At 68.7% G+C, this 18,548-nt stretch carries 15 protein-coding genes; 9 read left to right on the top strand and 6 right to left on the bottom strand.

Annotated elements, in window-relative coordinates:
- The first annotated feature begins 228 nt into the window (after positions 1-228).
- The 8 genes from ACFOW4_RS10940 to ACFOW4_RS10905 all read left to right on the top strand — a co-directional run bounded on the left by ACFOW4_RS10940 (position 229) and on the right by ACFOW4_RS10905 (position 12,331).
- A complete protein-coding gene (locus tag ACFOW4_RS10940) occupies positions 229-1,113 on the top strand; it encodes a carbohydrate ABC transporter permease (protein ID WP_377526757.1) in 885 nt (294 codons plus the stop codon).
- Positions 1,110-1,931 (top strand): carbohydrate ABC transporter permease, encoded by an 822-nt coding sequence (locus ACFOW4_RS10935; RefSeq protein WP_377526756.1) that lies wholly within the window; start codon positions 1,110-1,112, stop codon positions 1,929-1,931. The genes ACFOW4_RS10940 and ACFOW4_RS10935 overlap by 4 nt, the downstream gene beginning before the upstream one ends.
- The gene (locus tag ACFOW4_RS10930; RefSeq protein ID WP_377526754.1) at positions 1,928-4,609 is read left to right on the top strand and encodes a family 78 glycoside hydrolase catalytic domain; all 2,682 of its coding nucleotides are present in this window, start codon (positions 1,928-1,930) and stop codon (positions 4,607-4,609) included. The genes ACFOW4_RS10935 and ACFOW4_RS10930 overlap by 4 nt, the downstream gene beginning before the upstream one ends.
- A 24-nt stretch (positions 4,610-4,633) precedes the next feature.
- Positions 4,634-5,893: an ABC transporter substrate-binding protein gene (locus ACFOW4_RS10925; protein ID WP_377526753.1), complete on the top strand. Its 1,260-nt coding sequence runs from the start codon at positions 4,634-4,636 to the stop codon at positions 5,891-5,893.
- Positions 5,890-9,021 carry a family 78 glycoside hydrolase catalytic domain gene (locus tag ACFOW4_RS10920; protein WP_377526751.1) on the top strand — a complete coding sequence of 1,044 codons (3,132 nt, stop codon included), beginning with the start codon at positions 5,890-5,892 and terminating at the stop codon, positions 9,019-9,021. Before ACFOW4_RS10925 ends, ACFOW4_RS10920 begins: the two co-directional genes overlap by 4 nt.
- Positions 9,022-9,083: 62 nt before the next feature.
- Positions 9,084-10,277, top strand: coding sequence for a glycoside hydrolase family 1 protein (locus ACFOW4_RS10915; protein ID WP_377526750.1), 1,194 nt, complete (start codon positions 9,084-9,086; stop codon positions 10,275-10,277).
- 171 nt (positions 10,278-10,448) lie between these two features.
- The gene (locus tag ACFOW4_RS10910; RefSeq protein ID WP_377526749.1) at positions 10,449-11,063 is read left to right on the top strand and encodes a winged helix-turn-helix domain-containing protein; all 615 of its coding nucleotides are present in this window, start codon (positions 10,449-10,451) and stop codon (positions 11,061-11,063) included.
- Positions 11,060-12,331, top strand: a complete 1,272-nt coding sequence (locus ACFOW4_RS10905) for an MFS transporter (RefSeq protein ID WP_377526747.1) — start codon at positions 11,060-11,062, stop codon at positions 12,329-12,331. Before ACFOW4_RS10910 ends, ACFOW4_RS10905 begins: the two co-directional genes overlap by 4 nt.
- A gap of 133 nt (positions 12,332-12,464) precedes the next feature.
- Here ACFOW4_RS10905 and ACFOW4_RS10900 read toward each other — a convergent pair whose 3' ends face one another.
- The 3 genes from ACFOW4_RS10900 to ACFOW4_RS10890 form a co-directional block, all read right to left on the bottom strand.
- Complete coding sequence (locus ACFOW4_RS10900) at positions 12,465-13,418, bottom strand: D-2-hydroxyacid dehydrogenase family protein (RefSeq protein ID WP_377526746.1); 954 nt, start codon at positions 13,416-13,418, stop codon at positions 12,465-12,467.
- A 318-nt stretch (positions 13,419-13,736) separates the two neighbouring features.
- Positions 13,737-14,714 carry an aldo/keto reductase gene (locus tag ACFOW4_RS10895; protein WP_377526743.1) on the bottom strand — a complete coding sequence of 326 codons (978 nt, stop codon included), beginning with the start codon at positions 14,712-14,714 and terminating at the stop codon, positions 13,737-13,739.
- Between the two features lie 171 nt (positions 14,715-14,885).
- Positions 14,886-15,779, bottom strand: coding sequence for an MBL fold metallo-hydrolase (locus ACFOW4_RS10890; protein WP_377526742.1), 894 nt, complete (start codon positions 15,777-15,779; stop codon positions 14,886-14,888).
- 109 nt (positions 15,780-15,888) lie between these two features.
- Between ACFOW4_RS10890 and ACFOW4_RS10885 the strand changes: the two genes are divergently transcribed.
- Positions 15,889-16,314 carry a MarR family winged helix-turn-helix transcriptional regulator gene (locus ACFOW4_RS10885; protein WP_377526739.1) on the top strand — a complete coding sequence of 142 codons (426 nt, stop codon included), beginning with the start codon at positions 15,889-15,891 and terminating at the stop codon, positions 16,312-16,314.
- 160 nt (positions 16,315-16,474) lie between these two features.
- On the opposite strand, the gene ACFOW4_RS10880 is transcribed toward ACFOW4_RS10885, so the two are convergent.
- The 3 genes from ACFOW4_RS10880 to ACFOW4_RS10870 all read right to left on the bottom strand — a co-directional run bounded on the left by ACFOW4_RS10880 (position 16,475) and on the right by ACFOW4_RS10870 (position 18,450).
- Positions 16,475-17,263 (bottom strand): SDR family NAD(P)-dependent oxidoreductase, encoded by a 789-nt coding sequence (locus tag ACFOW4_RS10880; protein WP_377526738.1) that lies wholly within the window; start codon positions 17,261-17,263, stop codon positions 16,475-16,477.
- A gap of 50 nt (positions 17,264-17,313) precedes the next feature.
- Positions 17,314-17,889 carry a TetR/AcrR family transcriptional regulator gene (locus tag ACFOW4_RS10875; RefSeq protein ID WP_377526736.1) on the bottom strand — a complete coding sequence of 192 codons (576 nt, stop codon included), beginning with the start codon at positions 17,887-17,889 and terminating at the stop codon, positions 17,314-17,316.
- Positions 17,890-17,982: 93 nt separating this feature from the next.
- The gene (locus ACFOW4_RS10870; protein WP_377526734.1) at positions 17,983-18,450 is read right to left on the bottom strand and encodes a nuclear transport factor 2 family protein; all 468 of its coding nucleotides are present in this window, start codon (positions 18,448-18,450) and stop codon (positions 17,983-17,985) included.
- Positions 18,451-18,548 lie beyond the last annotated feature (98 nt).

Below are 18,548 nucleotides of genomic sequence, written 5' to 3'. Positions count from 1 at the left end.
ACACCTCTTGACGCTCGTCGGTGTCGGCTCTTAAGGTCGGCGAGACATTTGGAAAACGTTGCCCGTTTCTCGCACCACGGCCGCGACGCGAGACGCAGGTGCGCGCCTCCTCACTGTTCGCATCTTCGACGGCAAGGCCCTCGCTCCGCGCGGTATGAAACGATTCAATCAAGTGGGTATCCAGTGACACTCCAGGTGAAAGAACGTTCCTCACCACCGACGACGGTCGTGCCCGCACGCCGTCAGCCGGGCGCGCCGCCGTGGTGGTTCATGATTCCCGCGCTGCTGCTGTTCGCCTTCGTCGTCCTGGTGCCCAGCGCACGTGGTTTGTACTACGCCTTCACCGACTGGGACGGCCTCGACCCGAACTTCACGGTCATCGGCCTGCGCAACTTCACCGACATGATCCACGACGCGGACGCCGTGTCGGCCGTCTGGCACACCCTGCTCATCGCGGTAGCGGTCACGGTGATTCAGAACGGCATCGGGCTACTGCTGGCGCTCGGCGTCAACAGCATGATCAAGAGCCGGAACTTCCTGCGGGTGCTGTTGTTCGCGCCGGCGGTGGTCACACCGATCGTGACCGCCTATCTGTGGCGCAACCTGCTCGGCTACGACGGTGCTGTCAACACCCTGCTCGGCGCGGTCGGCCTCGGCTCGTGGCGCCAGGACTGGCTCGGTGACCCGGACCTGGCGCTCTGGATGATCGTGCTCGTCGTGGTGTGGCAGTTCGCCGGCTACTCCATGGTCATCTTCCTGGCCGGGTTGCAGTCGGTGCCCAAGGAGATCTACGAAGCGGCCGCCATCGACGGCAGCGGCCCGATCCGCCGCTTCTGGTCCATCATCCGGCCGCTGCTCGCCCCCGCCATCACCATCAATCTGATGCTGTCCATCATCGGCGGGATCAAGCTCTTCGACCAGGTGTACGCACTGACCGGTGGCGGTCCCGGACACGCCACCGACACCATCTCCACCCTGATCTACAAGGATGCCTTCACCCTCGGCGAGTTCGGCTACAGCGTCGCCCTCGCCGTCGTGCTGACGGTCATCGTCGCCATCGCCTCCGCCGGCCAGTACGCCGTGCTGTCGCGCAACGAGAGGGCGACGTCATGAACCGCTACACCAAGCGCACCTTCGTGCTCGAAGTGGTCATGATCGCGGTGGCCCTCGCCTTCGCGTTCCCGGTCTACGTGCTGATCAACCTGGCCGTGCGGGCCCCGTCGGACACCTCGTCACCGATCAGCCCCACCGTTGCGCCAACGCTGGGCAACTTCACGCAGGCCTGGCAGGAAGCAGGACTCGGCGGGGCTCTGCTCAACAGTGTTCTCGTCACCGCCGCGAGCGTCCTGATCGTGCTCGCCGTCTCCTCATTGGCTGCCTACCCTCTCGCCCGCTCCACCGCCCACTGGTCACGCGGCACCTTCCTGCTGATCCTGCTGGGGCTGGTCCTGCCGTTCCAGCTTGCGTCGCTGCCGCTCTACCAGACGGTCCGTGACCTCGGCCTGCTCGGCACGGTGTGGTCGCTGGTGCTGTTCCACGCCGGCCTGCAGGTGCCGTTCACGACCTTCCTCTACGTCGGCTTCCTGCGGGCGATGCCCCGCGACTTCGAGGACGCCGCCGCCATCGACGGGTGCACACCGCTGGCGACCTTTCGCTACGTCGTCCTACCGATGATGAAGCCGATCACGCTGACCGCGCTGGTACTCAACGCCGTCAGCGTCTGGAACGACTTCTTCACCCCGCTGCTCTACCTCAGCGGCAGCGACCAGCAGACCATGCCCGTCGCGGTCGCCGGCTTCGTCGGCCAGTTCGTCTCCGACTGGAACCTCATCTTCGCCGCCCTGCTGATCAGCATCGTGCCCGTTCTCGCCGTGTACCTCGCGCTGCAGCGCAGCATCATCAACGGCTTCGCCGGAGGGCTGAAGGGATGACCCCCTACGGCTTGCAGGTTGAGCAGCGGACCCAACCACTCGGGCTTGACGAACCCCGCCCACGGCTGTCCTGGAGGCTCAGCAGCGAACGGCGTGGCGCCGCCCAGAGCGCCTACCGCATCACCGCGGCCGAGAACGAGCAGGACCTCGACGAGGTGTCCCGGCTGATCTGGGACACCGGTCGTCACGAGTCCACCGAGAACCTCCTGGTCGCGTGGGAAGGCCCGGCCCTGCGGCCAACGACGCGATATCACTGGCGCGTCGAGATCTGGGACGAGACGGACACACACAGCGGGCGCGCGCAGAGCTGGTTCGAAACCGGCCTACTTCAGCCGGCGGAGTGGACTGCGGTGTGGATCGGCCGCGACCCGCAGGCGATGCCACCTGTGGACCCGCCCACCGACGAGGACCTCGACACGCCCGGCCCGGCGGAGGCGCCGCTGTACCTGCGCACGGAGTTCCACCTGCCGAGCCGGCCGGTACGGGCCCGGCTGTACGCCACCGCCCGTGGCGTCTACGAACCCCGTCTCAACGGGGCCCGCGTCGGCGACGTCGAGCTCGCGCCTGGCTGGACCGAGTACCACCAGCGGATCCAGTACCAGACCTACGACGTCACCGACCGGCTGCACGCCGGCGACAATGTGCTCGCCGCGATTGTCGCCGACGGCTGGTGGTCCGGGTACGTCGGCTTCGACCCGCGTCGTCCTGCCCGGCACTACGGTGACGCCCCACAATTTCTCGCGCAGCTGGTAGTGGACTTCGCCGACGGCTCCCGCCAGGTGACGGCCACCGGCGATGTTTGGACCGAGCACAGCGGCGCGATCCGTGCCGCCGATCTGATGATGGGCCAGTACGTCGACGCCCGCCACGAGCTGACCGGCTGGGACAGCCCCGGTGCCTCTGGCGATTTCCGGCCGGCCGCGATCCTGGATACCGAGCCCGGTCCGCTGACCGCCGAACCCGACGCCCCGATCCGGGTCACCATGGATGCAGCCGCCGTGGCCGTGCACCGTCGCGGCCCGGATCGATTCATCGTCGACTTCGGCCAGAACCTGGTCGGTCGCCTACGCCTGCGCCTGCACGACGCGCCGGCGGGGCACCGCGTCGTGGTACGCCATGCCGAGGTCCTGGCCGACGGCGAACTGTACGTCGAGAACCTGCGCCGGGCCCGCGCGACGGACACCTACGTCACCGCGGGCCGCGCCGCCGAGGTGTTCGAGCCGCAGTTCACCTTCCACGGGTTCCGGTACGCCGAGATCAGCGGCTACCCGGGCGAGCTGACCGAAGCCGACGTGATCGCTCGGGTCGTGCACAACGACCTCGAGTGGACCGGCCGGTTCGAATGCTCCGACCCGTTAATCAACCAGTTGTACGCCAATATCGGCTGGGGGCAGCGCGGCAACTTCATCGCAGTCCCCACCGACTGCCCGCAACGTGACGAACGGCTCGGCTGGCTCGCCGACGCACAGCTGTTCGCACCGACGGCCGCCCGCAACGCCGACGTGTCGGCGTTCTTCGCCCGCTGGCTGCGCGACGTCGTCGACGGCCAGGACACCGACGGAGCGTTCCGCGACGTCGCCCCGATCGTCGCGATGGATCGTGAGGGTGCTCCGGCCTGGGGCGACGCTGGCGTCATCATCCCGTGGCTGCTGTGGCGCACCTACGGCGATCGACGGGTCCTGGAGCGCTGCTTCGACGCGATGGTCGCCTGGGTCGAGCACATCCGGCGGCACAATCCCAATCTGCTCTGGGAACATCGCACCGGCAACTCGTACGGCGACTGGTTGCAGGTTGACGCGGAGACACCGCGCGACGTGCTGGCCACGGCGTACTTCGCCCGCAGCGCACAGATCGTCGCGGACGCCGCCACGGTGCTGGGTCGAGCCGGCGAGGTGACTCGGTACCGGGCGCTGCACACGGCGATACGAAGAGCCTTCATCGATGCGTACGTGGGTGACGACGGAAGCGTCAAGGGAGGCACCCAGACCGCGTACCTGTTGGCGCTGGGATTCGATTTGGTCCCGGCTGGCCTGGTCGACAAGGCAGTCGGGCAGCTGGCCGCCAACATCGAGAACCGCGGCAACAGGCTCACCACCGGATTCGTGGGAGTGCCGTTGCTGTGCCCGGTGTTGACCGACCACGGCCGGGCCGCCGTCGCCTATGCCGTGCTGCACCAGGACGAATACCCGTCCTGGCTGTACTCGATCCGGCACGGCGCCACCACCATCTGGGAGCGCTGGGACGGCTGGACCGGCCAGGACGGATTCCAGTCGGCCGCGATGAACTCGTTCAACCACTACAGCCTCGGCAGCGTCGGCGACTGGCTCTACGGTCGGGTCGCCGGCATCGACCAGAGCGCCGATTCGGTCGCCTACCGGGAGCTGGTGCTGCGCCCGACCCCGGGCGGGCGGCTGACCTGGGCGCGCGCCGAGCAGCAGACCGCGCGTGGGCTCGTCGCCTGCGGCTGGTCGATCACCGACAACCGGCTCACCGTGACCGTCACGGTGCCGCCGGGAAGCACCGCCGTACTGCAGATCCCCACCGCTGACCCCGGCGACGTGCGCGAGAACGACGTGCCCGCCGCCGGAACCCCTGGGGTTCTCGGGGTCGAACCGACTGCCGCCGGGCTCACCCTGCGGCTGACGTCCGGCCGCTACACCTTCACCGCCCCCGCCTGATCCATCTCCACCGTGGGAGACATCGTGACAACACGCAGACTTACCGCCGTCGCTGCCGCACTGATGGCCGCGACCCTGACGGCGGCCTGCAGCAGCGGCACCAACGCCGGCTCCGGCGGCGAGAACACCCTCACCATCGCCTCGGTCGACCAGGGCTCCATCGAACCGGTCGTGAAGGCCTTCGAGGCGGCGAACCCCGGCGTGAAGATCAACCTCACCACCAGCGGCGCGGACCAGCATCAGCAGCAGATCCGTACGCAGCTGTCCTCCGGCACCGCACCGGACGTGATGTCGGTCTGGCCCGGCAACGGCAACCCCGGCGCCACGTACGTGATCGCCAAGCCCGGCTACCTGCTCGACCTGTCCGACCAGCCGTGGGCCGCACAGCTGCCGGACGCGTTCAAGAAGCTCGCCCAGTACGAGGGGAAGACCTACAACGCGCTGTTCGGGCTCAACGGGATCGGCGCCGTCTACAACGACGAGGCGGTGCGCAAAGCTGGCCTGACCGCGCCGGGTACCTGGACCGACCTGCTCGCCTTCTGCAGGGCCGCCGCAGGCAAGGGCACCCCCGCCTTCGCCTTGGGCGTTCAGGACAACTGGGTTACCCAGCTCGCCCTGTACGCCCTGGTGGCCACCGACGTCTATGGCACGGACAAGGACTTCGACGCCAAGATGCAGAGCGGCCAGGCCACCTTCGCCGCGTCGGCATGGGCCAACGCGATGGCTAAGTACCAGGAAATGAACAAGGCCGGCTGCTTCCAGAAGAGCCCCCTCAGCACCAGCTACGAGGCCAGCCAGACCCTGGCCGCGACCGGTAAGACGCTCGGCATCATCCAGGGCAACTGGGTCATCGCCCTGCTCAAGCAGAAGAACCCCAGCGGCACGTTCACCATGAAGGCGCTGCCGGCAACCGACGACGCGGCGAGCTTCGTCATGCCTGCCGCCGCCGGTATGGGCTATGGCGTCAACGCGAAGGCGAAGAACAAGGAACTCGCGCTCAAGTTCGTCAACTTCGTCATGTCACCAGAGGGCATGAAGCTGTTCAACGAGGCCCAGGGCAGCCTGCCGACTCTGCCCACCGCCACCACCACCATCGACCCCGGCCTGACCGAGCTCACCGCATACGTCAAGGACAACCGCACAGTGCCGTTCATGGATCAGTTGTGGCCCAACGCCAAGGTCCAGCAGACCATGCTCAGCGGCCTGCAGGAGATCTTCAGCGGCCAGGCCACCCCCGCCGAGGTCCTCAAGGACATGGACGCCGACTACAAGGCAGGATCATGAGAGCCGTACGCCTGATCACCGCACTCGGGCTCGCCGCGACACTCGCCGCGACCACCGTCCTCGCTGCCACCCCGGCCGGTGCCATCGGTCCCGACGTGCGAGTCGTGGACCTGCGCGTCGACGGCCGCCCCGACCAGCCGATCGGGCTGGACAACCCCAACCCGCTGCTCAGCTGGCGCTTCGCCGAAACGCGGTCGGCGGCCGCCGACCGGCAGACCGCCTACCAGATCCAGGTCCGCGACCTCGGCCGCAATCGGCTCATCTGGGACTCCGGCAAGGTCACTTCCGCCGTCCAATCCGGCGTCCGCTACTCCGGCACGGCACTCGGCTCCCGGCAACGCCTCGCCTGGCAGGTCCGGGTCTGGGACGCCAACCGGCGCGCCTCCGCCTGGAGCGCCCGCTCCACCTGGGAGATGGGCCTGCTCCAGCAATCCGACTGGGGCAGCGCGAGATGGATCGAGTATCCCGACCGCGCCGACACCCAACCGATGCCGATCTTCGCCCGCCAATTCAGCATCGACCCACGCCGTAAGATCAGTCACGCGCGGCTCTACCTGTCCGGCGTCGGCATGCACCTGCCGACCGTCAACGGCCGCGCGTTGAACGACGAGGTGCTCGCCCCCGGCTACTCGAACTACCAACTGTCGAGTGAATACCGCGGCTATGACATCACCGACGAGCTTCGCAAGGGTGACAACACCGTCGGGGTCAAGCTGGGCAACGGCCCAGCGTACGTGCGGCGCAGCGTCACCAACCCGGCGGTCGGGCGTACCTCGCCGTACTCCTGGTGGCAGAGCCAGCTCAAGGGCCGCGGCGTGCTCACCGGCGACACCGAGGCCGGGGCCACCACGGTGCGCCTCGACAGCGTCACCGGCTACCACGTCGGCGGCACCATCAACATCGACACCGCGGGCGGCGGCGACAACCTGGAGTCGCGGACCATCACCGCGATCGGGACGGCCGGTGCCGACGGCACCGGCATCACCTTCACCCCCGGCCTGTCCAAACCGCACTCCACCGGCGCCACGGTCACCGGATCCGGCAACAACATCGCAGCCAGCGATGCCAGCGCCGGAGCGGCCGTCAGCCCACGGCTCATTGCGAGGCTCGAGGTCTCGTACACAAGCGGGACCTCGACGGTGATCGTCTCGGACCGCGAGTGGCGCACCTCGCTGGGGCCGCTCGTCACCGACGCCTGGTACTCCGGGTCGGATCACGACGCCCGCCGCGAGCAGCCCGGATGGGACCAGCCGAGCGCCGACCTGACAGCCACCGCGAAGCGGCGCGACGGCAGCCCGGCCGCATGGATCGCCGCCGGAATCGCACCGCCGCCGAACCTCGCGACCAAGCTGGTCGGACGCACCGCCCCACCAATCAAGATCGCCGAAGAGTTCACCCCGGTCGCGGTGACCAACCCGAAACCCGGCACCTGGGTGTTCGACTTCGGGCAGAACATCGTCGGCCTGCCGCAACTCAAGCTCAAGCCGGGTGTGCCGGCCGGCACCACGATCCGCATGTCGCCGGCCGAGTCCCTCGCGGCCGACGGCACCGTGGATCAGGCATCGTTGATGGGTGGTGGAGGCAGCCGCGGCACCAACCTGTTCAACACCTACACCGCCGCAGGGCTACGTGGCGGGGAGACCTGGCGGCCGGACTTCAACTATTTCGGCATGCAGTGGGTGCAGGTCACCGGCCTGCCCGACGGCTACGTCCCGACCAGGGACACCATCACCGGGCTGCGAGTGCAGGCGGATACGCCCGTCGCCGGCACCGTGCTCACGTCGAACGCGCGAGTCAACCGTATCCACGACATGGCCTGGTACTCGTTCGCCGGCAACATCATGTCCGTCTTCACCGACTGCCCCGGCCGGGAGAAGCTGTCCTACCCGGCGGACTACACCATGCCGATGGGCTCGATCCACCGCAACTTCGACCTGTCCGCGTACCTGCGCACCCACGAGCGGCACCTGGTCGAAGGCCAGTCGATGGCGGACACCCCGATGTTCGGCAACGTGGCGCTCAAGACCCCCGTCTACGACTGGGGCTACTCGGGTCGTTTCGGCGACGAGATCAACTGGGGTAACGCCATCATCCTGGTGCCGGGATTCCTACGGGAGTTGTACGGCGACACCGAGACGGCGGCCCGCTACTACGAGCCGATGGTGCGGTTCGCCGACTACATCCAGCGGCAGAAGGCGGTCGGGCACATCGTCGATGCAGCCCTGGCCGACTGGGTGTCCGCCGACCAGACCTCCGGCCGGATCACCGGCACCTGGGGTTACTACCTCATGATCAGCGAGCTCGCGAGGCTGGCGGAGCTGACCGGCCGTCCCGCGGACGCGCAGAAGTACACGGCGCTCGCTGCGGACATCAAGACGGCGTTCAACGCGGCCTTCTACAACACGACCCTGCGCCGCTACACCAGCACCGGCAACGCCGGCACCGCGGGCGCCACCCAGACGGCGCAGGCCCTCGCCCTCGACGCCGGCCTGGTGCCCGACGGGGAACGCCAACCGGTCCTCGACGCGCTCGTGGAACTCGTCTACGCGTTCCACCCGGTCGGTGACGGCCCGCACTTCAGCGGCGGCACCATCGGCATGGCACCGACCGTGCGGGCGCTTACCGCCGGAGGCCGTGACGACGTGCTGTGGGACCTCATCCAGGAAGACGAGCAGCCCAGCTACGGCTACTTTATGGAGTCCACCACCGCGAACCCGGGTGGCATGACGACCATGGGGGAGCGGTGGAACCGGGGCGACTCGAAGAACCACATGATCCTCGCCCAGATCGAGGAGTGGTTCCACGCCGGCCTGGCGGGTATCCGTGCTGCCGAGGGCACCACCGCCTACCGCGACCTGGTCATCCAGCCGAAGGTGGTCGGCGACCTGACGTTCGTCAAGGGCAGCTACACGACCCCGCAAGGTACGGCCCGCTCCGAGTGGACCCGCACCGGCGACAGCCTGCGGCTGACCGTCACCGTCCCGCCGAACAGCACCGCGGAGGTGTGGGTACCCACCCTCGGCGGCACGGTGACCGGCACTCCGCACCGCACGAAGTTCCTGCGCACCGAGGGCGACTATGCCGTCTACCGGGCGCCGTCGGGCACCTACACCTTCACCACCAGGTGATGTGACGTGGCCTCCGCGCCCCGGGCGCGGAGGCCACGCCTCCACCCGCCGAAAGGACACGCGTGGACTTCCCTGACGGCTTCTTGTGGGGCAGCGCCACCTCGGCCCACCAGGTCGAGGGCGGCAACACCAACAACGACTGGTGGGACTTCGAGCACGACCCCACGTCGGCCGCGCAGGCGTCGTCCGGCGACGGCATCGACCACTTCCAGCGGTACGCCGACGACTTCGCGCTCCTTCGCTCCCTGGGGCACAACGCACACCGCCTGTCGATCGAGTGGTCCCGGATCGAACCGGCGCCCGGCGAGTTCAGCCGAACCGCCATCGCCCACTACCGGCGGGTCCTCACCGCGCTCGCCGGCACCGGCATGACCGCCTTCGTCACCCTGCACCACTTCACCCTGCCGCGCTGGTTCGCCGCCCGCGGCGGCTGGCTCGCCCCGGACGCCATCGACGTGTTCACCCGGTACTGCGCTCGTGTCACGGCTGAGCTGGGTTCGCTGATGCCGTACATCTGCACCATCAACGAGCCGCAGATGATCGCCCTGCACGGCTACCTCGAGGGCTACCATCCACCAGGCCTGACCAATCCGGTCCTGTGGAGACGCGTCGGCTCGATTCTGCTGGACGCCCACCTCGCGGCGGTCCCGGCGATCCGCGCCGCCGGTGGCGCCCAGATCGGGCTGGCCGTGCAGCTGCCGCTGCTCGCTCCGGCCCGCGACGAGGATGCCTGTCGGTCTCTGCACCGGCTGATGCGCTACGAGATCGTCGACCGCTACCTCGACAACCTCGCCGGCCCCGATGGCGGTGACTGGCTCGGGGTGCAGTACTACCGCAAACAGTGGGTCGACCCGGCCTCACCCACCTGGTTCGGTGAGCCGCCGGCCGGCACCCCGCTGACCCAGATGGGCTGGGCGGTGCACCCTGACGGACTGCGGGTGATGCTGCACCGCGCCGCCGCCACCGGGCTGCCGCTGTACGTCACCGAGAACGGCATCGCCACCACCGACGACACCGAACGGATCACGTACCTCACCACCCACATCGACGCCCTCGCCCGGGCCCGCGCCGAAGGCGTCGATGTGCGCGGATATCTGCACTGGTCGGCGTTCGACAACTTCGAGTGGAGCGAGGGATACCGACCCCGATTCGGGCTCATCGGCGTCGACGACTCGTTCACCCGGCTGCCCAGACCCAGCGCTCACGTCTTCGCCCGCATCGCTCGCACGGGACAACTTCAGGAGACCCTGCGCTGACCTCGGCAACCAGACCGGCCCCTCCGGCGATCGGCACGATCACCCGCCGGCCGATCGGCTCTACTGCGCGGTGTATCCGCCGTCCACGGGAAGGGCGACCCCGACGACGGCCGATGGGTGTCGGACGGAAGACAGTTGCTAGAGATTGCTTTCTAAAGCATCCTCTAGGGTGTGACCGAACGGGTACCTGAGCGTTCAATCAAACTCACCGACCCGCGCTCCCTGCGAGCGTACGCACATCCGCTGCGGATGCGTCTGATCGGGCTGCTACGCAGGGACGGCCCGATGACCGCAACTCAGGCTGCCGCCCGGCTCGACGACAACGTGCCGAACTGCTCGTTCCACTTGCGACAGCTCGCCAAGTACGGGTTCGCCGAACGCGTTCCCGGGGTTGACGGTCGGGAACGGCCCTGGCGGGCCACCCGGCAGGACACGTCCTGGGACGACGACTCCGACGACCCGGCGATGAAGGCCGCCACGGACCAGCTCAACAGCGTGCTGCTCGGCCTCTACATGCAATACGCGCAGGACTACCTCGCGATCCGCGGCGACGAGCCCGTCGAATGGCGGGCCGCCGCCGGCTTCGGCGACGCGCTGCTGCACGTCACCGCCACTGAGCTGCGCGAGCTCACGGATGAGGTCGACACGCTGCTGGCCCGGTACGACGAACGGGTTGCCGACCCGGCGAGACGCCCACCTGGGTCTCGCCCGGTGCAGATCATCCAGATGGCGGTACCGCGTGGACCCGTAACCGCCGATGGCCAGCGAGCGAAGGCAGACCCGTGACACAACCTCTCGATCTGGCTGACCCGGCACCGCCGCGTCGGCCGCGCATCCCGAGGCTGCTGAGGCAGTCGGCCTTCCGTCGCTACTGGTCCGCGCAGACCGTCTCGCTCTTCGGCGATCAGATCACCGTGCTCGCCCTGCCGCTGCTGGCCGTGCTCGCGATCGGCGCCGGACCCGCCGAGATGGGGTACCTGACCGCCGCCTCGCTGCTGCCGAACCTGTTCTTCTCCCTGCCGGCCGGCGCCTGGGTGGACCGGTACCCGCGCCGACGCCAAGTGATGATCATCGCCGACCTTGGCCGGGCGGGCCTTCTGCTGGCCGTGCCGCTGCTGTGGTGGGCCGACGCACTGGACCTGCCCCTGCTCTGTGTCGCGGCGTTCCTGATCGGGACCCTCTCGGTGTTCTTCGAGGTGGCGCACAGCAGCCTGTTCCCCGCCCTGGTCCGGCGGCCGGACTACGTGGATGCCAATAGTCTGATCAACGGCAGCAGAGCCATGTCGTACGTGGCCGGCCCGAGCATCGGTGGCGTGCTCGTGCAGGTGCTCACCGCCCCGGTCGCTCTGGTCGCCGACGTGCTCAGCTACCTGACGTCGGCTGTGTTCCTGATCCGGATACGGGCCACCGAGCGTCCCGTACAGAGGGGCGACGGCCTGGGCATGGCCGCCGGCGTGCGGTACGTCGCCCGCTCTGCGGTGCTACGGGCGATCCTGCTCGGCACCACCACGCTCAACCTGTTCAACTACATGTTCGCCGCGCTCTTCGTGCTGTACGTGACCACCGAGCTGGACGTCCCCCCGGGCGTGCTGGGCCTGATCATCGGAGCCGGCGCGTTCGGCGGACTGCTCGGCGCAGCGGTCACCGGCCCGCTCAGTCGCCGGATCGGCATCGGCCCCGCGGTGATCCTCGGCCTCGTCGTCTTCCCGGCCCCACTGGTCCTCGTGCCGCTGGCTGGGGGACCGCGGCCGCTGGTACTCGCGCTGCTGTTCGCCGCCGAGTTTGTCTCCGCGCTGGGCGTCATGGTCCTCGACATCGCGGCCGGATCGGTGCAGATCGCGGCCACACCGGAGACGATGCTCGCGGTGGTCTCCGGCTTCAAACGCACCGTCAACTACGGCATCCGGCCAGTCGGCGCCCTGATCGGCGGGGGGCTCGGCACCGCGATCGGGGTACGTTCCGCCCTCTGGATCGCCAGCCTCGGCGCCCTGCTCGGGGTGCTCTGGGTCCTCTTCTCCCCACTGACCACCATGCGCAAGCTGCCCGAGCAGTGATGCCATCAGCGTGGCGGCGGCCGTCAGAAGCCCCGCTACCGCCGTCTTACGGACGGCCGCAGGCGCTGCTCGACGGCTTGCCAGAACCGTGTCAAGACCGCTGCCTTCCGGGCCAGGACCAGGGTCGAGTGAGTCAGGACAGCACCCGGATCGGGCTGCCGTCGAGGAAGGCGCCGATGTCGTCCACGGCGTCACGGAAGAACGTCGCGTAGTTCAGCTCGCTGACATAGCCGAGGTGCGGCGTGGCCAGCACGTTCGGCAGCGTACGGAACTCATGACCGGCGGGCAGCGGCTCCTCGTCGAACACGTCCAGCCCGGCCCCCGCGATCCGTCCCTCGCGCAGCGCGGACGCCAGGGCGGACTGGTCGACGATCGCCGCCCGCGAGGTGTTGACCAGGTAGGCGGTGGGCTTCATCAGCGCGAGTTCACGCGCGCCGACAAGGCCGCGCGTCCGGTCGCCGAGCACGAGGTGAACGGAGACGACGTCGGAGCCGGCGAGCAGGGCGTCCAGGCCGGGGGCCAGCCGCGCGCCGCCCTCCTCGGCCCGCTCGCGCGTCAGGTTCTGGCTCCAGGCCAGCACGTCCATGCCGAACGCCCGCCCGACCGCCGCCACCTGCGACCCGATTTTGCCCAGGCCGAGCAGCCCGAGGGTGCGTCCGTGCAGGTCGGTGCCGAGGGTGTGCTGCCAGGGACCGCCGGTGCGCAGCGCGGTCGCCTCGGGCACCAGGTGGCGGGCCAGGCCGAGGATCAGCGCCCACGTAAGCTCGACCGTCGAGGTCCAGCCGCCGCCCGTGCCGCACACCGTGACGCCGTGCGCCCGCGCCGCCTCCAGGTCGATGGCGGCGTTGCTCATGCCGGTGGTGACGAGCAGCCGCAGGTTCGGCAGCCGGTCGAACACCTCGGCGGGGAACGGCGTGCGCTCCCTCATGGCGACCACGATTTCGCAGTCGTGGATGGCCGCCACGAGCTCGTCGGTGTTCGCGAAGTGCTCGCGAAAGCTGGTCGCCCGGACCCGGGACCAGTCCGCCAGGTCGAGCGCCACGTCCTGGTAGTCGTCCAGTACGGCGCAGCGAAGATCACTTGACATGACGAATATTCCGCCTTCCATCTGAAGAAGTGCTCAAGTGAGGAGCTGCCGGCCACTGTGGAAGGGCTGGCTCAGCCACTGAGATCAGCAAGCCAATCGTCTCCCAGTACGTGAAGTTCCCGGAGGCCGCCGGGCTCGTGGTGCGCAGCGTGCAGGCGCAGGGGCACGTCTGCACGCTGCGCACCAAACCGCCCGACGAGGTTTCGCCGGGCTCGACCGGCCAGGAACGTTTGCGGTCAGAGCTCATGGGGTCGATGCCGCCCGTGCGCGAGCGGCAAGGGCCCGTTCGTGAGTGTGCGGCCACAGCCGGGGCTGGGGTCAACGCTCCAACAGGCGCATGGCGGCTTCGTCGTGGGTTTCGCCGACAGCGGGAGGAAGGTTGTCCAGCTTCTCGATCTGTTCGGCGGTCAGTTCCACAGCGTCGGCGGCGGTGTTCTCCTCGACGCGGGCCACGCGCTTGGTGCCGGGAATGGGGGCGATGTCGTCGCCCCGGGTCAGCAGCCAGGCCAGTGCGATCTGCGCCGGAGTGGTGCCCGCTTCGGCGGCAATGGCTTGGACCTCGTCCGCGAGACGCAGGTTGCGCTGGAGGTTCTCGCCGGTGAAGCGTGGGTTGTTCTTACGCAGGTCGGTCTCGTCGAAGCCGCTGGTCGAGCGGATCTGGCCGGTGAGGAATCCGCGTCCCAGGGGCGAGTACGGCACGAAGCCGATGTTCAGCTCGCGCAGCAGGGGCAGCACCTGTGCCTCCGGGTGCCGGGTCCACAGGGAGTACTCCGACTGGATGGCAGCGATGGGATGCACGGCGTGGGCGCGGCGGATCGTCTCCGGTCCGGCCTCGGACAGGCCGATGTGGCGGATCTTGCCCTCGGTGATCAGTTCGGCCAGCGCCCCGATGGTGTCCTCGATGGGCGTGTTCGGGTCGACCCGGTGCTGGTAGTACAGGTCGATGTAGTCGGTGCCCAGCCGCTTGAGCGAGCCTTCGACGGCGGTGCGGATGTTGGCCGGGCTGCTGTCGAGTTGCCCTGCCCCGCCGCGCGCATGCGAGATCATGCCGAACTTCGTCGCCACCACGGCCTGGTCCCGGCGGCCCTTGAGCGCCTTGCCGAGGAGTTCCTCGTTGATGTACGGGCCGTAGACCTCGGCGGTGTCGAGGTGAGTAACGCCCAGTTCCAGGGCCCGGTGGATGGTGCGGATCGACTCCGCGTCGTCCGTGCCGGCCCCCGTGTAGGCGTAAGACATCGATACCAGGCCTAGACCGATGCGGGAGACGTCCAGGTCCCCCAGCTTGATGTGCTTCATGACAATTCTCCGCTTCTCTAGCGATTCGTGTGACTTGCTGGGCCCGGCGATGAGCGGCGCAGCCGCTCATCGCCGGGCACCGTTGCCGATCACTCGCGCTGGGCAGGGTGAGCGTGGCGGCGGTGATGGCGAAACAAGGACGGCCAACGGCGATGCTGGTCCGCGGGACGGTCAGGCGACCGGGACCCAGGTGAACCGGCCGTCGGTTCGGCGTTCGGCGCGTCCGAAGACCACGTCGGCGAAGTGGTTGCCGTAGCCGATGGTGTCGGGGCGGCTCAGCTCTTCGACCAGGCGGCGGCGGTACTCGGCGGCTTCGGCAGGGTCGTGGTCGATCCCGCAGCCCCATTCGGGGTGGGTGACCTGGACCGGTGCGTGCATTGCGTCGCCGAACGCGATGAGCCGCTGGTCGCCGCCGGTGATGACGTACGTGGCGTGGCCGACGGTGTGTCCGATCGAGAAAGAGGCCCGCACGCCGGGGAAGATCTCCTCGCCGTCCTCGACCGTACGGACGCTAGGTGCGAAGGCGGCGAGACGTTCCTCGGTCGCCCCGCCCCCGGCGGCCAGGTCGCGCCGCTTCCACTCGGGTGCCGCGATGAAGTGGGTGGCGTGTGCGAACGGCAGCGCATCGGTGCCAGGCTCGGCGCTCCAGGCCCAGCCCAGGTGGTCGAGGTGCAGGTGGGTGATGGCGACGGCCTCGATCTGGTGCGGCTCGCGGCCCAGCCGCCGCAGGCCGTTCAGCAGCTCGCCGCCGTGGATGCTTCCCAGCATCGGGTTGGCCGGGTCGTCGGGGTGGGACTCCGGTCCGAAGCCGGTGTCGATGAGCAGCGCCCGGTCACCCCGCTCGACCAGCAGCCCGCCGATGGCTGCGGGCAGGAAGCCGCCGTCGTCGAGATGATCGGGGTTCGCCGCCCAGTCCGCGTCGGTGGCGGCGGGCAGCCAGCCGCGCGGCTTGCACAGGGCCAGCCCGTCCGGGACGTACGTGATCTTGAGTTCACCCAGGCTGAGCGAACGGACGCGCGGTGCGCTGGTCAGTCGTGTGCGGTCGAAATCTGGCGTCGTGGCCATATGGTCCTACCTCGTGCTCGGAGAGGTGCCGCCCAGCAGCGGCCCGACAAACAAGTTACAGCTAGAACTACTTCACCTGCAACTATGTGAGTTGTAGTAAAGTTGTGACGTGTCCACCTCGCGCGAGACCCCAGGCCAGAGCGACCGCCGGCTGTGCGGGCTGGTCAAAGACCTGGCCAATCAGATCGACGCCCACCTTCGGGCCCGGACGGCCGCCCTCGGTCTGACCGCCTCACAGGGCAACCTGCTGCGCGAGCTGACCCACCCCCTGACCCTGCGGGAACTCGCCGAACGGCTGAGCTGCGAGCCCTCCAACATCACCTTCATCGCCGATCGCCTCGAAGAGCAGGGCTATCTCGAACGCCATCCACACCCCGACGATCGCCGCGCCAAGCAGCTCGTCCTGACCCCCAAGGGCACCGAACTCCGCGAACGCCTCCTCGCGTTGCTCTCCGAGGACAGCCCCCTGGCCCCTCTGGCCCCCGAGGAGCAGGACGCCCTGCAGCACCTCCTCACCCGCGCCCTCATCCGCTGACCCGCCACCGCGGCGTGCAGAGCCCGCGGATTCGCCGGGACCTCCGGCTCGCTGATGAGGTGAGGTTGGCGCCCTCGGCCGGACGCCTGGCCCAGCACTGACCGACGGACGGCCGGCCGGGTCGGTGAGGACCCGGCCGGCCCATGGTGAGCATTCCTGGTCAGAGGGTCTTGACCTGGCCACCATCGAGGGTGAACTCGGCGCCGGTGGTGTTGGCGGAGCGGGCGGAGGCAAGGAACAGCACCAGGTCGGCGACCTCGCGGGCCTCGGTGATCCGGCCGGTGCTGATCGCCATGCTCTGCGGCACGACCTCGTCGAGTGCCTGCTGGCTGCTGACACCCGCGCTGGCGGCGACCGCGTGCGCGAAGCCGTCCGGGCCGGTCCAGAACGGGGTCCGCACCGGGCCGGGCGAGACGGCGTTGACCCGTACGCCACGCGGCGCGAACTCCTCCGACAGGGTCTTGGTCAGGTTGGACATCGCCGCCTTGGCCGCGGAGTAGTCGACCACCATCGGGAACGGCAGCCGCGCGTTGATGCTGCTGATGTTGACGATCGCCCCGCCGTTGTCCAGCAGGGCTGGCAGGGCCGCCCTGCTGGTGCGCACGGCGCTGAAGAACGTCACGTCAAACACTCGCGCCCACTCGGCGTCGTTGACGTCGAGGAATCCTGACCGGGCACTGCCGGCGCCAACGTTGTTGACCAGGACATCCAGGCGCCCGTACGTCGACAGCGCGGCGTCGACGAGCCGCTGCGGGGTATCCGCGTCGGTGATGTCGGCCAGCACCACGGTGGCGCCACGCGCGGCCAGGGCGTCGAGCTCTGGTGTGCTCGTACGGCTGCTCGCCACCACGTGCGCACCCTCGTCGAGCAACGCCGCCACGGTGGTCAGACCGATGCCCCTGCTCGCGCCGGTGACGATGGCGACCTTGCCCTGCAATTCGAGATTCACTACTACTCCCAGTTGTTGACTGATCGGTTCCTAATTCGGGCAGCAAAAAGTCAGTCGAGGACGCCCAAGGCGACCTCCACAGCATTGTCGAGGAACGCTCGGTCAGCGCGGGCCTTGCCCATCACCCGCAGACCCTGCAGGAACGTGGTCAGGAACTGGGCCAGCTCCTGCGGTTTCTTGTCCGCCGCGATCTCGCCGCGGACCCGCGCCCGCTCCAACGCCCCGGCCAGGGCCGACTCGACCTGACCCATCGTGCGGGACACCTGCAGCACCGTGTCCGGGTGCGCCGAGCGCTCCGTGGCCGCGTTGACGAGCAGGCAGCCCCGCTCCGGATCGGCCAGATCGGCCTCCACCAACTCCAGGAGCACCGCCCGGATCGCCGGACGCACCTGCTCCGCCCGGTCCAACACCTCGGTCAGCCCTACCGCGTGGCGCTGGCAGTAACGGCGAAGCGCCAGCGCATAGAGCTGCTCCTTGGATCCGAACGCCTTGTACAGACTGCCCCGGGCGATTCCGAGGCTCTCCACGAGATCCTCGGTCGAGGTCGCCTCGAATCCCTGACGCCAGAACAACTCCATCGCACGGTCCACCGCCGTGTCGATGTCGAACGTCCTTGGCCTACCCATGCGACAAGCTTACGAGTAGGGGACTGATCAGTCCACAACTGTGGGGGGCGTCATACGCACGGGGTCAACCAGCCGCAAGCCCCGACGCTCTGGTCACCGCAGTGGGAAGTCGTTACCCGCGCCGCGCTCCTCCTCGGGCCGTGGCTCGAAGTAGCGGCGGTCGGCCTCGCTGATCGGCACATCGTTGATGCTGGCCTCACGACGGCGCATCAGCCCGCTGTCGTCGAACTCCCACAGTTCGTTGCCGTAGCTGCGCCACCACTGACCCTCGCGGTCGCGACACTCGTACTGAAAACGAACCGCGATGAAGTTCTCCCGGAAGCACCACAGGCTCTTACGCAGCACGTAGTCCAACTCGCGTTCCCACTTCGCGGTGAGGAACTCGACGATCTGCTGACGACCGGTGATGAACTGATCACGGTTACGCCAGGCGGAGTCCTCCGTGTAGGCGAGGCTCACCCGATGCGGGTCACGGCTGTTCCAAGCGTCCTCGGCAGCCTGCACCTTGGCGAGCGCGCTGTCGAGGTCGAACGGCGGAAACGGTGGGCGGGCTTCGCTCATGGTCCTGTTCCTTCCGCGATCCCGGAGCGGGCAGCGGCATTCCCGGAAGGAGCGGAAGCGAAACGTGCCGCACCGCCCGCGGAGGCAGATCAACCTGC

Origin of the sequence: Micromonospora sp. GCM10011542, from assembly GCF_042650685.1 — a bacterium.
Classification (GTDB): domain Bacteria; phylum Actinomycetota; class Actinomycetes; order Mycobacteriales; family Micromonosporaceae; genus Micromonospora.
This window is presented reverse-complemented; position numbering and strand designations above follow the sequence as displayed.

Coding starts and splice junctions, on each gene's coding strand:
- ACFOW4_RS10935 (WP_377526756.1), top strand. CDS start 1,110: ATGAACCGCTACACCAAGCGCACCTTCGTGCTCGAAGTGGTCATGATC.
- ACFOW4_RS10930 (WP_377526754.1), top strand. CDS start 1,928: ATGACCCCCTACGGCTTGCAGGTTGAGCAGCGGACCCAACCACTCGGG.
- ACFOW4_RS10920 (WP_377526751.1), top strand. CDS start 5,890: ATGAGAGCCGTACGCCTGATCACCGCACTCGGGCTCGCCGCGACACTC.
- ACFOW4_RS10900 (WP_377526746.1), bottom strand. CDS start 13,418: ATGTCAAGTGATCTTCGCTGCGCCGTACTGGACGACTACCAGGACGTG.
- ACFOW4_RS10895 (WP_377526743.1), bottom strand. CDS start 14,714: ATGAAGCACATCAAGCTGGGGGACCTGGACGTCTCCCGCATCGGTCTA.
- ACFOW4_RS10890 (WP_377526742.1), bottom strand. CDS start 15,779: ATGGCCACGACGCCAGATTTCGACCGCACACGACTGACCAGCGCACCG.
- ACFOW4_RS10875 (WP_377526736.1), bottom strand. CDS start 17,889: ATGGGTAGGCCAAGGACGTTCGACATCGACACGGCGGTGGACCGTGCG.
- ACFOW4_RS10870 (WP_377526734.1), bottom strand. CDS start 18,450: ATGAGCGAAGCCCGCCCACCGTTTCCGCCGTTCGACCTCGACAGCGCG.